At 63.9% G+C, this 20,807-nt stretch carries 16 protein-coding genes and 1 pseudogene; 16 read left to right on the forward strand and 1 reads right to left on the reverse strand.

The genetic code is table 11. From position 1 onward, the window contains the following. The first annotated feature begins 161 nt into the window (after nt 1–161). Nucleotides 162–4,331: a peptidoglycan-binding protein gene (locus MKK68_RS07785; RefSeq protein ID WP_244029665.1), complete on the forward strand. Its 4,170-nt coding sequence runs from the start codon at nt 162–164 to the stop codon at nt 4,329–4,331. A 309-nt stretch (nt 4,332–4,640) separates the two neighbouring features. On the opposite strand, the gene MKK68_RS29905 is transcribed toward MKK68_RS07785, so the two are convergent. Beyond that, nucleotides 4,641–4,946: a helix-turn-helix domain-containing protein gene (locus tag MKK68_RS29905; protein ID WP_409567196.1), complete on the reverse strand. Its 306-nt coding sequence runs from the start codon at nt 4,944–4,946 to the stop codon at nt 4,641–4,643. Between the two features lie 92 nt (nt 4,947–5,038). Here MKK68_RS29905 and MKK68_RS07790 point away from each other — a divergent pair, with 92 nt between their 5' ends. From MKK68_RS07790 to MKK68_RS07860, 15 genes and pseudogenes are all read left to right on the forward strand, one after another. Then, a complete protein-coding gene (locus tag MKK68_RS07790; protein ID WP_244029667.1) occupies nt 5,039–5,860 on the forward strand; it encodes a hypothetical protein in 822 nt (273 codons plus the stop codon). 112 nt (nt 5,861–5,972) lie between these two features. Beyond that, nucleotides 5,973–6,872, forward strand: coding sequence for a 3'-5' exonuclease (locus tag MKK68_RS07795; protein WP_244029688.1), 900 nt, complete (start codon nt 5,973–5,975; stop codon nt 6,870–6,872). Further along, the gene (locus MKK68_RS07800) at nt 6,869–7,165 is read left to right on the forward strand and encodes a hypothetical protein (protein ID WP_244029670.1); all 297 of its coding nucleotides are present in this window, start codon (nt 6,869–6,871) and stop codon (nt 7,163–7,165) included. The genes MKK68_RS07795 and MKK68_RS07800 overlap by 4 nt, the downstream gene beginning before the upstream one ends. A gap of 588 nt (nt 7,166–7,753) precedes the next feature. Further along, nucleotides 7,754–8,482, forward strand: a complete 729-nt coding sequence (locus MKK68_RS07805) for a hypothetical protein (RefSeq protein ID WP_244029672.1) — start codon at nt 7,754–7,756, stop codon at nt 8,480–8,482. Beyond that, nucleotides 8,479–10,743, forward strand: a complete 2,265-nt coding sequence (locus MKK68_RS07810) for a Mu transposase C-terminal domain-containing protein (RefSeq protein ID WP_244029674.1) — start codon at nt 8,479–8,481, stop codon at nt 10,741–10,743. The genes MKK68_RS07805 and MKK68_RS07810 overlap by 4 nt, the downstream gene beginning before the upstream one ends. A 62-nt stretch (nt 10,744–10,805) precedes the next feature. Next, nucleotides 10,806–11,912, forward strand: a complete 1,107-nt coding sequence (locus tag MKK68_RS07815; protein ID WP_244029676.1) for a TniB family NTP-binding protein — start codon at nt 10,806–10,808, stop codon at nt 11,910–11,912. Next, a complete protein-coding gene (locus MKK68_RS07820; RefSeq protein WP_244029678.1) occupies nt 11,909–12,712 on the forward strand; it encodes a TniQ family protein in 804 nt (267 codons plus the stop codon). The genes MKK68_RS07815 and MKK68_RS07820 overlap by 4 nt, the downstream gene beginning before the upstream one ends. Before the next feature lie 415 nt (nt 12,713–13,127). Then, nucleotides 13,128–14,450, forward strand: coding sequence for a DUF4365 domain-containing protein (locus tag MKK68_RS07825; protein ID WP_244029680.1), 1,323 nt, complete (start codon nt 13,128–13,130; stop codon nt 14,448–14,450). A gap of 1 nt (nt 14,451) precedes the next feature. After that, on the forward strand, nt 14,452–15,183 hold the full coding sequence (locus MKK68_RS07830) for a hypothetical protein (RefSeq protein WP_243948366.1): 732 nt from the start codon (nt 14,452–14,454) through the stop codon (nt 15,181–15,183). A 105-nt stretch (nt 15,184–15,288) separates the two neighbouring features. Then, nucleotides 15,289–15,951: a hypothetical protein gene (locus tag MKK68_RS07835; RefSeq protein ID WP_244029682.1), complete on the forward strand. Its 663-nt coding sequence runs from the start codon at nt 15,289–15,291 to the stop codon at nt 15,949–15,951. A 270-nt stretch (nt 15,952–16,221) separates the two neighbouring features. Beyond that, nucleotides 16,222–16,401: pseudogene (locus MKK68_RS07840) on the forward strand (cyclase dehydrase); the annotation flags it as partial. 22 nt (nt 16,402–16,423) lie between these two features. Next, a complete protein-coding gene (locus tag MKK68_RS07845; protein ID WP_244029684.1) occupies nt 16,424–17,521 on the forward strand; it encodes a two pore domain potassium channel family protein in 1,098 nt (365 codons plus the stop codon). 407 nt (nt 17,522–17,928) lie between these two features. Beyond that, complete coding sequence (locus MKK68_RS07850) at nt 17,929–18,231, forward strand: putative quinol monooxygenase (RefSeq protein WP_244029686.1); 303 nt, start codon at nt 17,929–17,931, stop codon at nt 18,229–18,231. 199 nt (nt 18,232–18,430) lie between these two features. Further along, entirely contained in the window at nt 18,431–19,006 is a 576-nt protein-coding gene (locus tag MKK68_RS07855; RefSeq protein WP_147724923.1) for a type 1 glutamine amidotransferase domain-containing protein, read from the forward strand. 59 nt (nt 19,007–19,065) lie between these two features. Then, nucleotides 19,066–19,905, forward strand: a complete 840-nt coding sequence (locus MKK68_RS07860; protein WP_243948391.1) for an aldo/keto reductase — start codon at nt 19,066–19,068, stop codon at nt 19,903–19,905. The last annotated feature ends 902 nt before the right edge of the window (nt 19,906–20,807 follow it).

Here is a 20,807-nt window from a genome sequence, read left to right on the forward strand (position 1 = left end):
AGATCCTCGGCCAACCGGTCAAACCCGAATGAAGCGGACTGATTAGTCCCACATGCGTCACTGATGGCGATTCATGATCCGCTCCACTGTGGCATTTGCAATCTTGAATAGGCCGCTCTGCCCAGCCAAACATCACCTGTCGAGCGTGGCGGGATAAGATCATGCCCTGGGGTGGAATGCGCGGCCTCTGGCCGATCGTGATCATGGCGACGACCATGGGGTCCGCGTCCGCGCAGGTGACCCCGCTCGACATTTTTGGCGGACTGCTCGGCGCGGCTCAATCACAGGCCGCGCGTGAGGCCTGGACTCGCCTGCCGAACGGGGATCGCTCCTGCCTGGATCGCGCCATGGCACGGCGGAACACAGACATCGCTGGATTGATCCAGCGCGGTATCGGGCCGGACGACAGTCGGCTCAGCGGGTTCTTCACAGAGTGCCGGCGGTTCACCGAGCCGAATCTCCGGCGCGGATACAGTTGCACCGCCCCCGATGAAAACGGCTGGTCGGTCTCGACCACATGCAACCAGTCCTTCGCCTACCGCGACGGCAACGGCCGCATCCAGGCCATCGAGCCACGTGAAGCGATCGAGCTGAATTTCTCTGGCACTCGGGTCATCGTCGCCGATGTAGAGACCGGTGAAGCCCGCGAGCTACGTCAAGCACGTGCTGAGGCGCAGGGACGGTCCGAGCAGCTTCAAGTTCTGAAGGGAACGCTCGCGAACTTCCAGCGCGATGCCTCGCCCGTCGTGCGGGCCGAGGTCGCTCGGATCCAGGGTCGCATTGAGCAGCAGCTGAGCGCGCGGACCGGGCCGACCGCGCCCGACACGGATGCAATCGGTCGCGAAATCGGAAACCTCGGCGCGCTCTCCCAGGCGGAGGCTGTCCGGCTGGCCGCTCTCGATCGGGTCAGTGGACTACGGGCCCAGGCCGAAGCACGCACGAAGACCGACACCTCCGACAGCCTGCGCAAACGCCTGAACGAGCTGCGACGCGACGCGGTGGCCCTGTCCGAACCACCGCGCGTCGTACAGGCCACGAAGTCGGTGTCTCCGGCTCGCGATCTTGGTCCGTCCTTCGATTGCGAGCGGGCGAACACGCCCCTTCCGATCCTTATCTGTGAGGATGCGAACCTCCGACGGACCGATCTGGAAATGGCGCGGGCGTTCTACGCCTTGAGGCACCTGAAGCCCGACGCCGGCGCGGAACTCAAGGCCGAATCGAACGACCTCGTGAAGCGTACGATCGAGGCCTGTCGTGTTCCTGAAACCGGCAAGGTCACGGCAGCGTTGCGAGCCAAAAGCGGCCCATGCATCGCAGCGGCCTACAAGCGGCAGAATGACGTTTGGGCAGGGCGCGTCCGTCGCGACGGCCCTCCCTCCGCCCGCCAGGAACTCGAACGCCCTATCGAGGAGCACGTGCGGCTGCAGGAAGCCCTGCGCAACGCCGGCCAACTCCCTGCGGACGCGAACGCGGACGGCGTCTACGGCGGTGTCACACGCCGGGCGATCACGGCGTTTGCGGAAGCAGAGGGGCTGCCTGGCGACGGGTTCCTCGGAAGTGCGCTCGCTAGCCGGCTTGGTCGCAGTACATCCTCCGCTCCATCGATTGCGATCGTCACGAACCCTTCGTTGCCCACGCGCATCGACGCCGTCGCACGGCGCTACGAGACCTATCTGGCGGATCTCGGGGTCGACGAGCGAGACCGCACGACACGGTTGCAGGCGCAGCGAAACCTCGACGAACAGCGCAAGCGCGTTCAAGCGCTCCTCAGCGGACCGGTGCCGGACGACCTTCGCCCGGAACTCGCGGTCTTGATGCAGCAGTCGGAGGGGGCCGCGCCACAGGATTTGCCCCGGATCGCCGAGACGCTCCAACAGCGCTTTTCGCAGATCGAACCCCGGGTGCTACAGGCTGAGGCGGTCCAGCGCGCCGTCACCGATAAAAACCGGTTCCTCGTCGATGGCGATGCCGGCGACCTCCTGCTGCTCTACAACAGCTCGCCGCGCGCCGTGTCTGTCGTTCGCGGCCTCGATGGCAACCCCGTCTTCGATCCGGAGCACACGGTCGCTTGTGCGCTGCCCGATGCGCCGTCCGATCGCATTGCTCTGGAGCAGCTCGTTGCGAAAGCCCGCACGCTCGGTGCGCCGATCAAGGAAACCCTGGCTCCCTGCTCGAGCGCGCAACTCCAGAGCGCCGATCTCATCGCCTTCGAGCGTGGCGCGCTCCAGGCACAGACGAGCCTGTTTAGGACCATCGCTTCGGCCATCGATACCGGTGTCTTCACCCTCGGCGGTACAGTTCTGAAGTCCGACATCGAGGCCGCACGACAGGCCGAGGGCATCCGCGCAGCCGAGGCCGAAACCGAAGTCGCACGCGGAACCTCGGATGGTCTGACCGTCCTCGCATTCAGCACCGGATCGCGCACGATTTGCCGGATCGCGGGTGGCGATAAGGCCCTTCACGATCAGATTCTGCAGCCCTACGAAGCCTTGCTGAAAGCCGAACTTCGGGGCGTCGCGACCGTGGTCCCCGCAACGACCGACGGAGCCTTCCTGTCGGTCAAACGGGGGCAGTGCGGGGCCGTCTATGGCACGGCAAAAGACTTGGCCCCTCTGGTCAAGGCCATGGCGCGGGATGGCGTCTCACTTCGCTACCTCCCGATCTGGATCGCCCCAGAGACGGTCGCCAAGGCGCAAGCCGCGCTGAACGATCAGGACGCCGCCAAACGCCGGGACCGCGAGCAGGATGCGCGCCAGAGGGAGCGCGATCAGGCCGAGCGCAGCCGGACCGCATTGGTCGAACGTCTGAAGCGCGATCAAAGCGAGGCCGAAGCCACGCTGAAGGGCGGGATCCCGCAGGATCTACAAACCTTCTTGGGCGGGTTCGTCGCTGAGATCGCTGGTATCACCGCCGAAACGCCCGATGCGCGGCTGAAAGAGCTGACCGACGCGTATGCCGGCAAGCGCGCGCGCATCGACGAGGCGGCACGGCTCGCACGCGTGATCACAGCCAAGAGCCGTTTTCTGATCGAGGGTGGCCGCGGCGACCTCATCGTCTTGTACAACGACAGCGGCAAGGCCCCGTCGGTGGTACGCAACCTACGCGGCGAACTGGTCTTCGAGGACGGGCGTGCGGCTGCCTGTCTGTTCCATGCGCCACTCTCCGACGTCTTCCTCAACCGCCAGATCCGAGACCGGAGCGCGGCCCTCGGAGCCAAGCTCGCCTTGCCGCTCGCGACGTGTGGCGCGAACGATCTCGCCAAGCAGGATCTCATCTTTGCCGAGCGCGAGCGCCTCTTGCGGGAGCCAGTCGACCGGATGATCACCCTGGTCGATGCTGTCAACGGGAACCTCTTCGCTCGCCTAGAGGTCATCGATGCGGCGGCACTCGCGACTGTGAAACAGGCGGAAGCCGCCAAAGCCAATGCCGTCGAGGCGCGGGTTCGAGGCCGCACCGGCGAGGGCTTTGGCCTGGTGGTCGTGCCGAACACGTCGAGCGCCCTGTGCCAGGTTACGACGGACGCCGTCGAGGCGCATGCCGCAATTCTCAGCCGCCTCGCCGACCGCGTTGGGGACGAATTGCCTGGCACCCCGGTCGTGACGCCGACATCGGCAGATGGGGCATTCATTGCCGTCAAACGCGGCGAGTGCGGTGCCGTCTATGCGTCGGTGGCCGACCTCGCGGCAGTGACGGAGGCCATGACCCGGGACGGTCTCAGCCATCGCTACCTGCCGCTCTGGATCGAACAGAGTGAGGTGGCCCAGACGCTTAATGGGATCGAGCAGGACAAGTCACGCAGCGCTGCGCAGATCTTCGCGCGCCAGCGTGAGCTCGAGGAGCGAAAAACGCTCGACCGCGAGAAGGAAAAAGAGGAAAGCGCCCGGCGCGACGTGCAGGAACGAGCCCTTCGCGCCCAGTATAGCGAACGGGCACGCTTCTTCGAACAAACCTTCGGTGACGAAGCACGGAACTTCGTCACTGGCGATCAGCCTGCATCGTTCATCGGTCGCTATCCACGGCTTGCCCAACACTATCAGGCTCAGCGCGAGGACCGCTGGGAGTTCATGTCGATCGAGACTCGAATTTTGGATTACGGCACCGCCCTCTACAAAAACCGCCCTCTCGAGACCGCGCTGGTGAGCACTTGGGTCAAGATGCGCAACCGCATCAAGGGCGAGTACCAGGATGTCTGCTATGTCACTGGCTATATCAACGATGCCGAATTCGGTGTGACGCGTGATGCGTTTGGCGAGCTCTGCGAAGAGGTCGGCCCCAAGATCGCACGCTACAAACAAGGCTCGCACTTCACTAGTCGATGGACTGTTCCGTGAAACGCACGAAAGCCCCGTGAGACTTTGACGCCGAGTGTAGTGTCACTGCTCTGCCGAATGGACTGTGACGTGCGCGGGACTCTGCATCGGTTTGAGCCATTCCACGGTGGACGGCGCGCTTACCCATTTCCGTCGAAACCTTTCAGCCGGCGTATTCGCAAACCAGCACAGCCTTTGAATGAAGTAAATTTCAATTTCAATTATGAGTTGTGTCAATAAGGCCAATCTGCCTCAGTAAAACACCTTACCTGTGGATAGCTTGAAGCTCAGCTTGGAATCTTTTCAGCGCGGACTGCTTCATCGGATGGCTCAGTCTGGTGAATGACTTACCAAAAACTTCACACCAATCCACTTCGAATCTGCGATCATTACGATTCCCCTTACAGCTAAGACTCCTTCCAGGGCCGACATTGCCAAGCCCTGAAGCGAGCGTTCTCCAGCCTCGAATCCTTGTACCGAACGCAGACTAATTCCAGATTCATCGGCGAGCTGCTTTTGTGACAACTGCAAGAGGGCCCGAGCGGCACGACACTGCGCAGGCGTAATCATTTCATCCTCTGATGAGCAGATAAGCCTTCTTGCGCAAAATGCGCCAAGTTGCGCATTATCCGCCATGCCTGTGGCGAGTGCGAATGTTCGCCGCTCCGGGGCATGGAGGTCGATGCGTGTTGTCCCATCCTGCACACAGAACCGTCGTAGATCCACTGATGAAGGCTGCGACCGATGCCGTCGCGGCGGCAGTGAACACCAAATTTCCACTCGACGAGGTCCTCGGCGCGGAATTGAGCCGTCTGATCAGCATCTCGTCCTCGGTGGTCAAGCGTCATGGGATCCTTCTCGAGAAGGCTTTCGTCGAGGCTCTGCAAGCGAGTGGTCGGTTCGAGGTCCTGCACAACCCGGTCATTCCGATCACCGCGGCCGCCGATGGGCTTCTGGGTTCGAACACGGCCGAGAGCTTGGCGCGGCTCAACCTCCGGTATGATCAGCCCGTCGTGCGCTCCGTCAATCACGATCTGATCGTGATCGACACCGCCGCCGGCTGGGCCGGTGCTTATTCGGTGAAGCGTGGCGGCGGCGACATGGGTCCGCGCTTGCGCAAACCCCTGGAACGCGATGTCGCCTCCGTGCGCTTGCTGCTGCGTGCTTACCTGCGTGACCAGGGCTACTCGACGATCGACGTGACGACGTCGGCCTGCATCGACTGGTTTGGCGCGGCCGGTCTGCCCCCGCACCTCACCGTGCAAGGTCCGGACGTGGATGCGCATTTCGGCGTGCCGGTGATCCCGACCGTCGAGCGAATGACGCGCCATCTGCGCGAGGAACTGCACCGTGCGATACCCGACCTGCTCCTGCCGCTGATCCAGAAGTTCGAGACCTTGCCGCCCGTCCGCACGGTCCCTGCACAAGAGGCTGCCGAAGCTGCGTGCGAGCGACAGGACGAGGCTTCGGTCAGGCGATTGGTCGAGGCGATCTTCCCGATCGGACCGGACGCAATCCGCCTGCCGGCACGGACGCGCAACACGCGCTGACCGCCGTCAGATTTCATCCCTGTCGGACGCGCCGCCCCCCCGCCCCGAGCGGGAGCGAGGCCGTGTGCCTCAGTCCCCCTTCTGCCGCCTCATGATCTCGCTGGAGATTGTCATGGATACTTTCGAAGCGGAACTCCACGCGATCGCACTTCGGTGCTCACCCGAATTTCGGGTCCTACGCAAGCTCGTCCGACGGGACTATTGCGAACGACCGCTCGGTCCTCGCACGAAGATCGGCTTGATCGTCGACGTCGAAACGACAGGCCTCGATACGGGTTGCGATGGCGACGAGATCATCGAACTCGGAATGATCAAGTTCGCCTACACGCCGGGAGGTGTCATCCTCGGTGTGGTGAGCCAGTACGAGAGCTTCCATCAGCCGAACCGTCCGATCCCTGCCCTTGTCAGGCGATTGACGGGGATCACCGACGACATGGTCAGGGGGAAGCGCCTCGACAACGCCGCGATCGCAGCCTTCGTCGAAGACGTGGACATCGTCATCGCCCACAACGCAGACTTCGACCGACGCTTCATGGAGCGAGCCTGTCCCGTATTCGCGACCTTGCCATGGACCTGCTCGCAGACTCAGGTGAAATGGTTCGAAGAAGGTCTGGAAGGTACGAAGCTTTTCTACCTCGCCTATCATTTCCGGTTCTACTTCGATGGCCATCGCAGCATCGACGACTGCTACGCACTGCTGGAAATTCTGGAGCAATCCTTGCCCGAGTCGGGGCAGACCCCTCTGGCCCATTTGTTAGCAGCGGTTCGGCAGCCGAGCTTGAGGGTCTACGCCCTCGGCCTCCCATACGACTTGAAGGATCGGGTCCGTGCCCGTGGGTACCGCTGGTCGAACGGGGAGGATGGGCGACCGCGGGCGTGGCATCGTGACGTGACCGCCGAAGAGGTCGAGCGCGAGCTCCGGTTTCTCGACGATCTCGATCGGGGAGACGTGCTGGAGCCTCTAGTGATGGAGTTGGATGCCTACGTCCGCTTCTCCGATCGCCAGGCTTGATCGCGATGTCATCGCCGTACGTCGACGATGCCGAGCCAGCGTCAACGTCCAGCCCGACGTTGACGGCATCCGGTTTCACACCTGCTCAAGCCGTCGCCATCGCCGTCTTGGTGCATGAGGAGACGGCCGTTGCAGTCGAAGCCCTCGAGCACGAACTCGCCAGATGGCACGTCTATCTCAGCCTCTACATGCTGGTTCAGATCGGCATCGTCCCGTTCGCGATCCTTCTCGCGCAGGCCGTCTACGAACCGCCACGGGCGGCTTCGATTATGGGTCTGCGATCACCCAGCTAATCCGTGAATCTGCAGCGATTCCGTTTATGAATCGCTAACGCACGCTTCTTGACGTGCCCCAAAATGAAACTTGGTTATCACATCTTGGATTTTCTTAGGTTTTCCAAGGCGTTGAATCTGCTTGCGATTCCCCTCACCTGGGCGAACCATAGCGGTGCCTTCGCCGGCGTCGCACTAGCGTCGCCGTTAAGCATCTGTCTATTTTCTTGACGTGCCGCCGCTGAGCGGGCGGCTCGGAACAGGAGGCTGTGATGCCAGACCTTTAATCCCTGGGAAGCCCACCAAGAGGACGTTCGGTTCCCGCCGAACGCCCCCCTCGGTTGAGACCGATTACCGACGCCTTGCGCCTCGAAAGCCAACGTCGGTTCACCCGCTAGGATGACGTGACACCCCGGCGATTCATCGCCGGAACGGCACGCTGGAAACTCGCATGGCGAGTCCAGCCGCGCAAGGTGCATGGCCTCGACCATTCCGCCCCGCCCCGCGCCGGTCACAGCATCCTCGACGACATCGCGATCCCTCGGTCGCCCTCACAAACACGCTTCGGCGTGGACGGGGGCGGCTGTCCACAGCGCAACGAGGATACCCATGTTCACCGATCCAAATTCCACGATCGTCGTATCCGAGACCGAGAACGACAAACCGTTCCAGCCGTTCGTGCCTTCGACGGCCTCGCGGAAGATCTCTCTGCGGTCGAAGGGATCGATGCGCGGGAGCTACGTCGATGTCCGCACGGGCAGGCAGATCACGTACGAAAGCCGGATCGAGAAGGATGTCGCGCTCAACCTGATGACCCTCCCGGGGCTCATCAGGCTTGAGGATCAGCCCGCCGCAATCCCTTACATCGACATCGAAGGAACCACGCGGTCGCATACTTTCGACTTCAAGGTTCACCTGGCCGACGGTCGCCGCATCATGGTCGTCGTTAAGGACCAGAAGCACGCGGAAAAGAAAAACATCGCCAGATTTCTTACGCATCTGGCTCCGCAGATTCCGAAGAGCATCGCCGATGGCGTCATTCTGTACACGGAGGCGATGCTTTCGCCGGCCGCGTGCCACAACGCCCGCCTCATCCAGACCGCGCGGAGGATCCGGGATGCCGCCGCCGACGCAACGGTCGCTGAAGTCGTTGCTCAAATCCAAGGCCAAATCCGCATCGGGGAGATCGTACGAGCCACACGGATGGACGGCGCTGGATTTCACGCCGTCGTCCGCCTGATCGCCCGACGTCGGCTGACCCTGATCGCCGACGACCGGATCGGCTACGGCACCTTCGTCGCTGTCGTACCCGGTCACACCGAAGAGGTCGCGCGATGATCGGCGACTTTCGTCAACATGGGGCGCGTCTGCGCCTCGCCCCCAAAGACGCCGTCACGATCCACGGCAAGAGTTATCGCGTCGTCGGTCAAACGCCCGAAGGCTACGTTCTGGAGAATATCACGACGGCGTTGTCCGAGGCGTTCGGGCATGAGCGGCTGGCGTCGCTCTCTGCGGCTGGGCATCTCGAGTACGCCGCCGGACACCATAGCTCGGCCGCCGCAAAAGCCAGGCTGAAGGCAGGGGCAGATTCGCTCGCGGCACTCCCTGTGAAGGATCAGCAAAGGATCGCCTGGAGGCTCGAATGGATAACCCGTTACGAACGTCGAATGGAGGCCGAGACCGCAGCGAACGCTGGTCAGCTGCGACGCGATCATGTGCAGCCCAAGATCGGATCGCGGGCCGGTGATGAAAAAGCGCTCAGGGAAATCTGGAACGAGATCCGGGAGTTAGAGGTAGCCCGCACGACGCCACGGAGACCGGACGGTACGACGCGAAAGCCGCGCAAGCCGCGCTGCGGCAGCGAGATCAAGGGGTATAACGGCCCCGACGTTCGGACCTTCCGGACTTGGTTGCGGGACCATCGATCAGCCCCGAATAACCCCCTCATCCTCAGGCCACAGACAGCCCGGTGCGGAAATCGCGCGCCTCGCTTCCCGCCCGAGGTCGAGCGCTTGCTCACAGAGCACGCTGGAGAGATCGGGTCGGAACACAGGCGCACGGCGAAACGCTGCCACCGCAGTCTTAAGGCCGCTATCGACCTACTGAACCAGGATCGCGTTGCGCAGGGGCTAACGCCCTATCGCGTCCCATCAGATCGCACGGTGAGCGCGCGCATCGCCTCCCTCAGCGTGTTCGAGATCGACGCCAAGCGGATCGGCGTCGAGGCGGCGACCCGCACTTATCGCTTCATCACTGGCAGCGCAGGTGCGACCCGCCCCGGCGAGCGTCTCGAGATGGACGAGTGGAAGATCGATCTTTTCACCCTCCTCAGCCAGACCGATCTCCTTAAAAACTTGCCCGACAGCATTCTCGACGAACTCCGATCGAAGCGCTGGCAACTCTGCGCGGGGATCGATGTGGCGACGCGCTGCATCCTCGGCATGCATCTCGACCGCAACGCATCGACCCGCAACGCCCTCGCCACTCTTGAGATGGCGGTGTCGGACAAGCAATCGACCGCGACAGCCGTTGGAGCCCTGTCGCCCTGGATGATGGCCGCGCGGTTCGAAACTGTCGTCACTGACAGCGGGTCGAGTTTCATCGACGAGCGTTTTCACCGCGCCGTCCTGAACCTCGGGAGCTCGCACGACGTGCCGCCAGCGGGCCTCCCGCATCTCCGCGGGACCATCGAGCGGATGTTTCGTACGATCGGGCTGCAGTTCGTCCGAGAGTTCACAGGACAAAGTTTCGAAAACGTGGTCGCGCTCGGCGAATACCCGGCTCAGGATCGCGCCAGCATCACGATCGAGAGCTTCGCGCTGGGGATCACCCGTTATGTGGTCGACGCCTATCACAACACGCCTCACGCCGGCCTCGGCGGGGAGACGCCGGCGCATGCCTGGGCTCGGCTCAACAAACTCTATGGCGTCATCCCGATCCCCGGGCGCAACGAGCGACGCGCGATCTTCGGATTGCAGCTCGAGCGTGTCGTCGGACGCCACGGCGTGCGCTTCATGGGCCTCGATTACCGCGCCATAATCCTCCGCGAGCTGTACCTGAAACGCGGCGGCATCACCGTGCCGATCCGCGTCGATCCCCGCGACATCGGGCAGATCTCGATCGAGATCGACGGTGACTGGCACGAAGTGTCAGCCGCCACGTCGGGCTTCGACGGTGTGACCCTCGCCGATCATACCGCGCTCTGCGAGCAACTGCGCGCCCGCTACGCCGATCGGGCCAAGCTGACCGAGAGCATCGTCTTGGAGGCCATACGGGCGATCCAGGCCCGCGCCACCGCCGCCGAGCGCGAGGCGACGTTCATGACCCGCTTCAACGAGACCGAGGACGTCGAGCGCGCCGAGCGCAACCTCATGACGTTCGTGATCCCCGGCACGACCGGGGACACGATCGGGGCCGGAGATCCGTTCGCCGACGCGATCCCGACGGGAGGATCCGAAAACGGCACGGATCTTACAGGTCCCAGACCTTCCACGGCGCAGACGCCCGCGCCGAAGCCGCGACGCCGGTCCATGCGGATCGAGCCCGATCCAGGCACGCCGCCGCGTCCGAAGCGCACGAACTTTCGGATCGACGACTGACCGGACCGACTGGCCGAACTGCGTCCGCCCCCTCCCCCGTATGAGATCAAAGAGCCATCATCATGAGCACGCCGATCGGCCAAGACGGCCGCACCGAACTCGACCGAGCCCTGAACGAACGCGACCTCGCCGTCCTGGCGACGATGGACCGGGTCAAAGGCAAGTTCATCTTCACGGCGGTCGATCGGGAGCTGACACGGGAGATCTCGCGCCTCATCGTCCAACCGGCCCTCCGCGCCGACCCACGCAAGCCGTCGGCGGGCGACAATCGCCGAGAGGGACGCCTTCTCGTGTTCACCGGTCCGAGTGGAGCCGGTAAGACGAGCAGCCTGACCCGAGCGCTGGCACGCCATCCGTTTCTGGCCGATCATGCGATCGATGATCCGCGGGGACCGGTCGCGATGATCACGGTCACCTCGCCGTGCACGCTGAAGCAGCTCGGTCGAGATACCTTGCGCAAGCTCGGGTACCCTCTCGAACGAGACTTGAAGGAGCACATGACTTGGGAGCGCGTCCACGCGCGCATCGCCGAGGAGAAGAAGCGGATCCTCATCTTCGACGAGATGCAGCACATCACCCAGACCATCAATCTGGTCGAACAGGAGAAGGTCGCCAACACGATCAAAAACCTGATGATCAACCACGACTGGCGCTCGTCGATCATCGTGTGCGGTCTGCCGGCGGTCGCCCGTTTTATCCGGCGCGACGAACAGCTGCGACGCCGCGCGATCTTCCTCGAGACGAAGCGGCTGCAACTGCCCTACGACAACGCCGATATCGCGACCATGATCACAGGCCTCGCGAAGGTCGCGCAGTTGCAAGTAGCCGGGGATATCGAGACCGATCTCGCCCCTCGCCTGATCCACGCGTCTGGCTATCGTCTCGGGATTGCCGTCGAATTCACACATGACGCGATCGAGCGTGCGCTCCAGCCCGATTACCTCGACGTAGAGGATGACGACGACATCGTCCTCGGCGATCGGCGCGGAGACCACGGGGACGGATCCCTCACCCTTCAACATTTTGCTCGGGCTTTCGAGCGACGGGCGGGATGTCAGGACGAGGACAATCCCTTCGTGAGTCGCGATTGGATCGGGACCCAGGCTCCAGCCGACCCAGCCTCCGAGCCCTCGACCGCGTCAGGTTCGCATAAGGGGGGGGGCCGATGAGCGGCATCCTCTCCCTCACCTGCTCGCTCCGCCCTGGTGAATCCGCGACGAGCTTCGTCTCACGGCTAGCTGCGCGCAACCACGTCGCGTCGGCGACCGACTTCAGCCTCGATATGGGGCTGACCTTCCAGGCTGTCGTCGATGGGGATCCGTCGGCGCTGGATAAGATCGCGCGGCTCTCCGGCATGCCGGCCTCCGACCTTGAGCGCGGATCCATCCGGAAGATCGGAACGCGCTACCAGCTGGGCGGTGAGCGCTTGTCGAAGGCGAACCTTCGAAGATCACGGCTGTGCGCTTGCCCTGTATGCCTTCGCGACGACCTGAACGCCGCGATCCACGGCGGGGAACCGACACCCTATGGACGCACCGAGTGGTTGTTAGCGGTCATGCGCGCCTGCCCGATCCACGCCTGCGCCCTCGTCGAAGTCGCCGCTGCACCGGACGGTGCACCGCGGTCGGCACACGACTTCACTCTGTTGCTGCGCGAACAGCTGCCCGACCTCGATCGGCTCATCGACTGTGTGCCTCCCCGCAAACCATCGTCCCTCGAAGGTTACGTCCGCGGGCGACTTCAGGGAGCCATGGGCCGAGCGCCGTGGCTCGATCGCATGGAGCTGCACGCCGCAATCACGACCTCCGAGATGCTTGGGGTTCTCGTGACGGTCGGACCGGCCGCTCGATTGCGCGCCCTCGGCGAGGAGGACTGGCACGCGGCCGGCGATGTCGGCCACACACTCGCGCGTGAAGGTGAAAGCGCGATCAAAAGGGTGCTGTCTGAGGTTCAGCAAGCCAGTGTGTGAAAAGGGGATGTTTGGTTGCAGCCGATAGGAGAGTTTGGTTGTAGCTGCCCCGGCAAGGCGTAGCCGACAGAACAGCTTGGGTACGAACACCGGGGGTTCGGAAGCGTGCGAACGGGGGCATTCCCCCGTCGCTCCATCGAGGAAGGCCCACCGTGGGGCCCGAGGCTAGAGGCGGGATGCGAGGCGGTTGCGGCCGAGCACCCCGGTCGTAACCGTCCTCAAGCAGTGACAGCGCGGCTTAATGGGGCCGTGCATCGACAGGGCCGGGGAAGGCATATTGCGTCAGTCCCCGGCCCTCCTTGCCCGGGATAATGAAGCACTCCGTTTCGTGGCGATTTCGATTGACGAACAAATCGTGAATCTCGGCCGCTGAGGGCCATGCGTCGTGCCGATGGGCGCAACCGGAGCCATATCCATGAACGCTCCCGTCAAGATCGTCGCGATGTCGAAGCTCTCCGAATGGAGAGGGCTGGACCGCATCAACCTCGTCGTCCACGGCATGAAGTGCATCTGGCGAGAGCAGGAAAAGGACGACGTCGGGATCGATGGGGAGATCGAGCTGTGCAGGCCCCGTGTGGACGGAGACGGCGCCGTGGCCACCGGCAGGATCGTCAAGGTCCAGTCGAAGTCGGGGACGAGCTTCGTCATCCGCGACACCGAGACCAGCTTCGCCTCGCCGATGTTCGAGAAGGACATCCTCTACTGGCGGGGGGTCAACGTCCCGGTCATCTACGTGGTGTTCCACCCGGACGACGACGCGCTCTACTGGAAGGACGTTCAGGCCTACCTGCGGGACAACCCGAACGCGTTGAAGGCCCCGCACCGGATCGAGTTCTCGAAGGCCGACGACCGCTTCGACGAGGCCGCCTATCCCGCCCTCCTCGCCCTTTGCGAGGGTGCCCCCGAACGGGTCTCGACGGAGGTCGGGGAAACCTTGTTCACGAACCTCCTGAGGATCGAGCGCCGCCCCGAGAAAGTGTGGATCGCCCCCGTCGTGCCCCAGAAGCAGTTCGGGTTCCATGACCGCCTGACCGGCATCATCCCCCCGTACGTCTACAAGGGGGGGCTGCTCCATACGCTCTCGGACCCGTCGGATCGGAACACCGCGCTCGCGAGCGTCATCGACGCCGGAGGCATCGAGCAAATCGACCTTGAGGAATGGATTTCGCAGGGCCCCGAGTACGAGAACGACCTCGCGCGGTTGATGAACGGCCTGATCCACCGGCACCTGAGGGGGATCGGCCTGAGCTACGCGAAGCGGCCGAGGCGCTACTTCTACAATCGCGGGCTGGCGGTGGACGCGCCCATCCAGAAGCGCTGGACCAGCGGCCGGACGGGCCGCACCCAAAGCCGGACCGTCGCCAAGCACTACGAGTACGGGAAGCTGAAGTTCTTCCGGCACCAGGCCCTGGACTACGGGTTCGAACGGTACGGCGACCTCTGGGCGATCGCCATCAACCCGCGGCTCATGTTCACCACTGACGGCACGCGGCCGTGGGAGGGTGAGGCCGCCCGGTCCTACGCGACCTCGGCGCGGGTCGAGGAATACAACGACGCCTACCTCAACAACAACATCCTGTTCTGGGCCTACCAGATGTCCGGCGGGCGGGAACTGTTCGACCTCAGGATCGGGGACGAGACCGTCGCGCAGGCCGGCGGCCCGCCGATCACGGCGGAGGCGGCCTTCAGCATCCAGAGCAATCCGGTTGCCGCGCGCAAGCGTCCGAAGGGGGAGTGAGATGTCCGTCACCATCGAGTACATCCGCGAGCCGCATCTCGAGTTCGGCGGCCACTTCCTGCATCCGGACAAGAAGACCGGGCTCGCCGAGACCGGTCCCTTCGGCCTTACCGACCCGGCCCTCCACCCGACCCAGATCCGGGTGGGCATCGTCGGGACCCGGGCGACCGCTGAGCTCTGCGAACGCTGGGTGGACGAGTGCAGGCACCGCATCGAGACCAACAAGACCCAGAAGCGGACGGCGCCTCCCGGTTCACCATCCCTCCTTGAGGCGTCCGACGAGGAGGTCACGATCGAGGCCTTGGTCAAGAGCCTGACGCCGGACTTCGTCGGCATGTCGGCGGAGACCAGCTTCGCTACCCAGATCCTCACGGCCGAGCGGTGGCGCTCCACGGTCCAGGACCGCGAGGCGCGCCTGATCGCGGATGGCGCCAACGCGATCCAGCGGGTCGAGCGGGCGACCGACCTCCTTGCCGAGCACATCGAACGCATCGCGACGGTCTCGCCCGCGCCGGACGTCATCCTCGTGGCGATGCCGGAGGTCCTTCTCGAAGGCTCGTCGACCGCCCAGCTCAACAACGGTGGCTGGCTCAACCTACGACGTGGCCTGAAGGCGCGGAGCATGAAGTGGGGCGTGCCGATCCAGATCCTGCGGGAGGACACCCTGAGCGGGAAGAAGCCCTCCCTGCAGGACCGGGCGACGCGCGCCTGGAACTTCGCCACAGCGCTGTAGTTCAAGGGCGGCGGCGTTCCCTGGAGGGGCCACAGCGTCGGCGCCGACACCTGCTACGTCGGCGTCACTTTCTACAAGGCCGAGGATGCGGGCGGCCGGATCGGGATGCGGACCGGCATCGCCCAAGCCTTCGACTACCTGGGTCAGGGGGTCGTCCTACGTGGCGATCCCTTCGAGTGGGATGTCGAGGAGCACGGCAAGACCCCGCACCTCACCCACACCGGCGCATCCGATCTGATGCGCAAGGTCCTGACCGAGTACAAGAAGATCAGCCGCCTGCCGCCCAAGCGCGTCGTCGTCCACAAGAGCTCCCGCTTCTGGGGGCCGGAGCACCGCGAGTTCAACGAGCTGGAGGGCTTCTTCGAGGGGATCTACGCCGTGAACCCGCTGGCCGAGGTGGACCTCGTGACCCTCGACCGGAGCCGGGTGCGGCTGGCCCGGATCGGACGCTACCCGCCGGTCCGGGGTACCTTCGCGATGGTCGATGACGCCTACCCCATCCTCTACACCCACGGTTTCACGCCGTACTTCGACACCTACCCGGGCGTCCACGTCCCGGAACCCTGGACCATCCTGGAGAAGTACGGCGACAGTGGGCCGCGCGAGCTCGCCACCGAGATCCTCGCCTTGACGAAGATGAACGTGAACAACGCTGCCTTCTCCGATGGCGTGCCGATCACGATGGCCTTTTCGAGAAAGGTCAGCGAGGTGCTGAAGCAGGTCAGCCCGGAGATGACCGTACGGTCCGAGTACAAGTTTTACATGTGAGCCTCCGGCGAGGCCGTTTCGCGCGTCCGTAATCGGTGTCGGGTTGATTGAAATCAGCTCTTCCGCTGACCACTCATACCGGCCGCTTGCACCATGCCGGACATTTCCCGAAAACAGCCATACGGTACGCCGGCACGTTCGATCCCTCGTAATCATCCATCACGACTACGTGAGTTTTTGGCATACAAAATTTCACGTAGTCCAGCGCAGCAAAGACCCAGCTCTCTCGGGTTTGCTGTAGCCAGATTTGGGACACAAACGATGTACGCTGCGCAGAGTCTCGCGAAAGCGCCCCTCGAACCGTCTCAGAAAGTCCGTCAGGACTACCGTCGGCGCAGTGGCTTTCGACAGCGCGCCGAAGCGATGCGGGGTGCGGCACGCGACTTCACGCCCCCGCCCGACATCATCGGTCCGGAGGCGATGCGTCCCTGGAGATCGGCCAAAGCCTGAACGCAACGGAAGGGTAGGCCAGATGCTTCCTGTTCTCGAACAGGTGTCGGGCGCGCTCGTGATGGGGCTCGTCCTCGCCGACGTCTTCCTGACCGTCCTCTACGCACGCATCGGAACGGGCTTGTTCGCGGACCGGGTGGCCCATCTCGTCTGGGCGATCTTCCGCCGTGCTGACGATCTCTTCGCAAAGCGGCGGGGTGCGGTGCTCTCCGCCTGCGGCCCGGTCATCCTCATCGTCTACGTTCTCTTCTGGTCGATGGGGCTGACCCTCGGAGCCGGCCTCATCATCCACCCGGCATTGGGAACGGCCGTTCGGGCGAGCGGTGGCGAAACCCCGGCCGACTTCGTGACCGCCCTGTACGCGGGCGGCAGCAGCATCGCGATTGTGGGGGCGAGCGACTTCAAACCGGCCACGGACGCCTACCGGGTCCTCTACCTCGTCAACTCGCTCATCGGGATGTCGGTGACGTCGCTGGTCCTGACCTACGTGATGCAGGTCTACACATCGCTTCGACAGCGCAATGCTCTCGGCCTGAAGCTGCATCTGCTGGCGGCTGAGACCTCGGATGCGGCCGAACTCCTGGTACGTCTCGGGCCCAGAGGACAGTTCAGTTCCGGATACACCCACCTAGCCGATGTCGCCGGGTCCCTCGCCGAAATGAAGGAGGCGCATCACTTCTATCCGGTGCTGTTCTACTTCCGCTTCCGGCAGCCCTTCTATTCCGTCTCGGCGCAGGCGTTCATCGCGCTCGACACGGTGTCGCTGATCCGAAGCGGAATTGTGGATCGTCAGGCCGCATGGCTCAAGGAGAGCGCTGCTGTCGATGCGATCTGGCGCGTCGCCATGCTGCTTGTCAACACCCTCGAATTGACGTTCCTGCCCGGGGATCTGCCAGCGCCCGCCGACGCAAACTGTACCGAGCGCGAGGCATGGCGTACCCGCTACGCAGCGGCCGTCGGCCGGCTGTCGGAAGCCGGCGTCGAGCCGACACCGGGTGGGCCGGGTCCAGAGACCTATGTCGCGTTGCGGGCACGTTGGCAGCCACACATCGCACGACTGGCCCCTGCGATGCCCTACCACATCGAAGAGTTCAGACCCGGGAGGGAGCCGCGACCCTGAAACGCTTCGTCCGAGCGTATCGAAAACGGCGCTCGCACGCGCTCCCTGTTGCTGGTCTGTCAGCTTCGTCGAACGCGCTCTCGGGAGCCGCTGCTTCGCCTTGGAGAAATTGCACCGGAAGCGCTGACTTTGGCCGAGCGTCTTGATCTGCGAAAACCGGTCGTGTCCCAGCTCCATTAATCGTTTCGACTGCCGGACGGGCATCGCTATTTTTGTAAATCCGGAAACTCGGCTGCGTTTGAGGAAGTTTTGAGCCTGGCTACGGACAACACCTTAGGACTCTACCGGATGAGGCAATCGCGGAATGCATGACACGCTTCTCATCGAGCCCACGGCTTCAGGTTGGAAAAGCCATCTAATGTCCCGGGGCTGTAACGACCAATCCTCGCACTCGAAGGAAGCCAGCCATGGTGACCAAAGCGCTCTTCGTACGACTGGAAGCGAAGCCCGGAAGTGAGGCCGATGTGGAAAGTTTTCTGCGCGGCGGTCTTTCGATTGTCGAGCAGGAGCCGGCGACGACAGCTTGGTTCGCCGTTCGAATCGGACTGTCGACCTTTGGAATCTTTGACGCCTTCCCCGACGAGGCGGGCCGGCAGGCCCATCTTTCCGGCGGCGTCGCGCAGGCGCTGAAGGCAGAGGCGTCCGAACTGTTCTCCGAGCCACCTTCGATCCAGGAAATCGACGTGCTCGCCTCGAAGCTTCCTCGGTAGCGGGGGCCGGTGCCCCATGGATCACAGACCGACGCCGGGAATGCGCTCATGCTGGCCGAAGGAACTACGATTTGAGCGTTCAGCCGTTCAGGTCCGGCGTCGCCTCAAAGGGCCCGCCCGTTACTCGAGCGGGCCGCAGTGTCCGGGCGGGCGGTGAGGACCGTCCCGAATCCAATCCTTGTCGAACGGAGAGCGGAACATGACTTCTGAAACCCTCGACGACCTGAAGGTCGCGATCCTGGTGACGGACGGCTTCGAGCAGATCGAGATGACCGATCCGCGCAAGGCCGTCGACGAGGCAGGCGCCGAGACCCGGCTCGTGTCGCCCAAGGACGGTCGGGTGAAGGCCTGGAACTTCACGGATTGGGGCGACACCTTCCCGGTGGACATGCCCCTCGACAGCGCCCGGTCCGAGGACTTTGACGCGCTCCTGCTGCCGGGTGGCGTCATCAACCCCGACATGCTCCGCGCGCTGCCCGAGGCGATCGCGTTCGTGAAGGCCTTCTTCGACGCCCGCAAGCCCATGGCCTCGATCTGCCATGGCCCCTGGACCATCATCGAGGCGGACGCCGCACGCGGACGGCGCCTGACCTCCTGGCCGTCGCTGATGACCGACCTCAAGAACGCCGGGGCGGAGTGGGTGGATCAGGAGGTCGTCGTCGATCAGGGCTTCGTCACCAGTCGCAAACCCGACGACATCCCGGCCTTCCACCCGGAGGTGATCAGGCTGTTCGCGAGCGCACGCGGACCGTCGCGACAGGCAGCCGCCCAATGAAACCGAAAGCCGCGGTCGACGCTGCGCAGCAAACGCCTTCTCCGTCGGGACCGAAGATCATGGAGCGGCGTCCGTTCGGTCCTGTGCCACGCGAGATTGCGGTGATCGGCCAGGGAACCTGGTACATTGACGACGCGCACCGACCCACCGCTGTCGCGACCCTGCGGCGGGGTCTCGACCTCGGCATGACCCACATCGACACGGCCGAGATGTACGGCGACGCCGAGACCGTGGTCGGCGAGGCTATTGCTGAACGGCGCGAAGAAGTTTTCCTTGTCTCCAAAGTACTCCCTAGCAACGCGACGCGCGCGGGGACCGTGGCGGCCTGCGAGCGATCGCTTGCGCGCCTGCGCACCGACAGGCTGGATTGTTACCTCCTGCACTGGCCCGGTCCGCACCCACTGGAGGACACCTTCGCCGGCTTCGAGCGGCTTCGCGAGCAGGGCAAGATCCTGTCCTGGGGGGTGAGCAACTTCGACGTGCCCGACCTCAATGCCGCTTGGAAAGCCGGTGGCGAGGGCCGGATAGCCTGCAACCAGGTCCTCTATCACCTCCAAGAGCGTGCCATCGAGCACACGGTACTGCCGTGGTGTGAGGAGCACGGTATCGCCACGGTCGCTTACAGCCCATTCGGCCATGGCAGCTTTCCCGGCCCGTACACGTCGGGGTACCGCGTCTTGGGGGAGATCGCGTCCAGCCACGGCGCGACCGCGCGTCAAGTGGCGCTCCGCTTCCTGGTGCGGCGACCGTCGTTGCTCACGATCCCCAAGGCGTCTAGCCCCGAGCACGTCGCCGACAACGCGGCCGCCGCCGCGCTGCAGCTGACGGAAGCCGAACTTGCCCGGATCGACGCGGCATTCCCGCTCGGCTCCCGGCCACGCCGGCTTCCCATGCTGTAGGGCCCATGAAAATCCGCTGCAGCCGGAAAGAACGGTTCGGGATGCGCGTTTCGGAGCAAGTGTTCGGCGCGGTCGTGATGCTGACTGTCCTCTTCGACGTGTTCCTGAGGGGGCTTCACGCCCGTATCGGAACGGGCATCCTCAGCCCCAAGCTCACGCGGCTGACGTGGCGGCTGTTCCGAGGTCCACCGGCCGGACTACGGGCCGATGGTGTTGGCCTTCCACGGGCCGGCAATCCTCCTGCTGCTGGCCTTGACGCGGTCGGGGCTCCTCGCGTCCGACGCTGGATTGATTATGCAGCCCGAACGCAGCACCGGCGTCCGGGCCAGCCGCGGTGAGACGCCCACGGACCTTGTTACCGCCCTCTACCCCGGCGGCAGCAGCCTTCTCCATCATCGGCGCGAGCGATTTCGCGCCGCATACAGCGGCCATCAAAACGCAGCCCTCCAAGCGTCGCCCAAGGCGGCCCACCACAGACGTTTGTCGTTCACTGGCAATGCGGTTGTGCTGCCGGGGCTGTTTCCTAGCCGAGTGTACGGGATCTTTTCCGACCCAAGCCGTGCAAACGCTCCTTTGGCCCTATCCTGAATTTCCAAGAAATCACCATCTGGCAAAACTTACCCGCTTGCCGAGGATGAAAACGGCGGATTTCGCTTGAACCGCCTGCGTGCATCCCGAGCGATCGACTAGTGCTCTGACGCCGACAAAACGTGCACAAGGCAGCGAATTTTGAAGCCACAGCAGCGAATTAGAAGACAGGCCGGGTAACCGGGGCAGATCACCGGGCGGTCATGCTGTTGCGGCGTTTCTGACAAGGTCCGGCAGGGGCGGGACGGTTGCGCTGTCTGGGATGCCGAGGCGATCGCCGAGGTATCGGAAGAACGAGACGTCGAGCTTGGCGC

The organism is Methylobacterium sp. E-016 (assembly GCF_022829745.1).
Classification (GTDB): Bacteria; Pseudomonadota; Alphaproteobacteria; order Rhizobiales; family Beijerinckiaceae; genus Methylobacterium.

Coding starts and splice junctions, on each gene's coding strand:
- MKK68_RS07785 (WP_244029665.1), top strand. CDS start 162: ATGCCCTGGGGTGGAATGCGCGGCCTCTGGCCGATCGTGATCATGGCG.
- MKK68_RS29905 (WP_409567196.1), bottom strand. CDS start 4,946: ATGGCGGATAATGCGCAACTTGGCGCATTTTGCGCAAGAAGGCTTATC.
- MKK68_RS07790 (WP_244029667.1), top strand. CDS start 5,039: ATGAAGGCTGCGACCGATGCCGTCGCGGCGGCAGTGAACACCAAATTT.
- MKK68_RS07795 (WP_244029688.1), top strand. CDS start 5,973: ATGGATACTTTCGAAGCGGAACTCCACGCGATCGCACTTCGGTGCTCA.
- MKK68_RS07805 (WP_244029672.1), top strand. CDS start 7,754: ATGTTCACCGATCCAAATTCCACGATCGTCGTATCCGAGACCGAGAAC.
- MKK68_RS07810 (WP_244029674.1), top strand. CDS start 8,479: ATGATCGGCGACTTTCGTCAACATGGGGCGCGTCTGCGCCTCGCCCCC.
- MKK68_RS07815 (WP_244029676.1), top strand. CDS start 10,806: ATGAGCACGCCGATCGGCCAAGACGGCCGCACCGAACTCGACCGAGCC.
- MKK68_RS07820 (WP_244029678.1), top strand. CDS start 11,909: ATGAGCGGCATCCTCTCCCTCACCTGCTCGCTCCGCCCTGGTGAATCC.
- MKK68_RS07825 (WP_244029680.1), top strand. CDS start 13,128: ATGAACGCTCCCGTCAAGATCGTCGCGATGTCGAAGCTCTCCGAATGG.
- MKK68_RS07830 (WP_243948366.1), top strand. CDS start 14,452: ATGTCCGTCACCATCGAGTACATCCGCGAGCCGCATCTCGAGTTCGGC.
- MKK68_RS07835 (WP_244029682.1), top strand. CDS start 15,289: ATGCGGACCGGCATCGCCCAAGCCTTCGACTACCTGGGTCAGGGGGTC.
- MKK68_RS07845 (WP_244029684.1), top strand. CDS start 16,424: ATGCTTCCTGTTCTCGAACAGGTGTCGGGCGCGCTCGTGATGGGGCTC.
- MKK68_RS07850 (WP_244029686.1), top strand. CDS start 17,929: ATGGTGACCAAAGCGCTCTTCGTACGACTGGAAGCGAAGCCCGGAAGT.
- MKK68_RS07855 (WP_147724923.1), top strand. CDS start 18,431: ATGACTTCTGAAACCCTCGACGACCTGAAGGTCGCGATCCTGGTGACG.
- MKK68_RS07860 (WP_243948391.1), top strand. CDS start 19,066: ATGGAGCGGCGTCCGTTCGGTCCTGTGCCACGCGAGATTGCGGTGATC.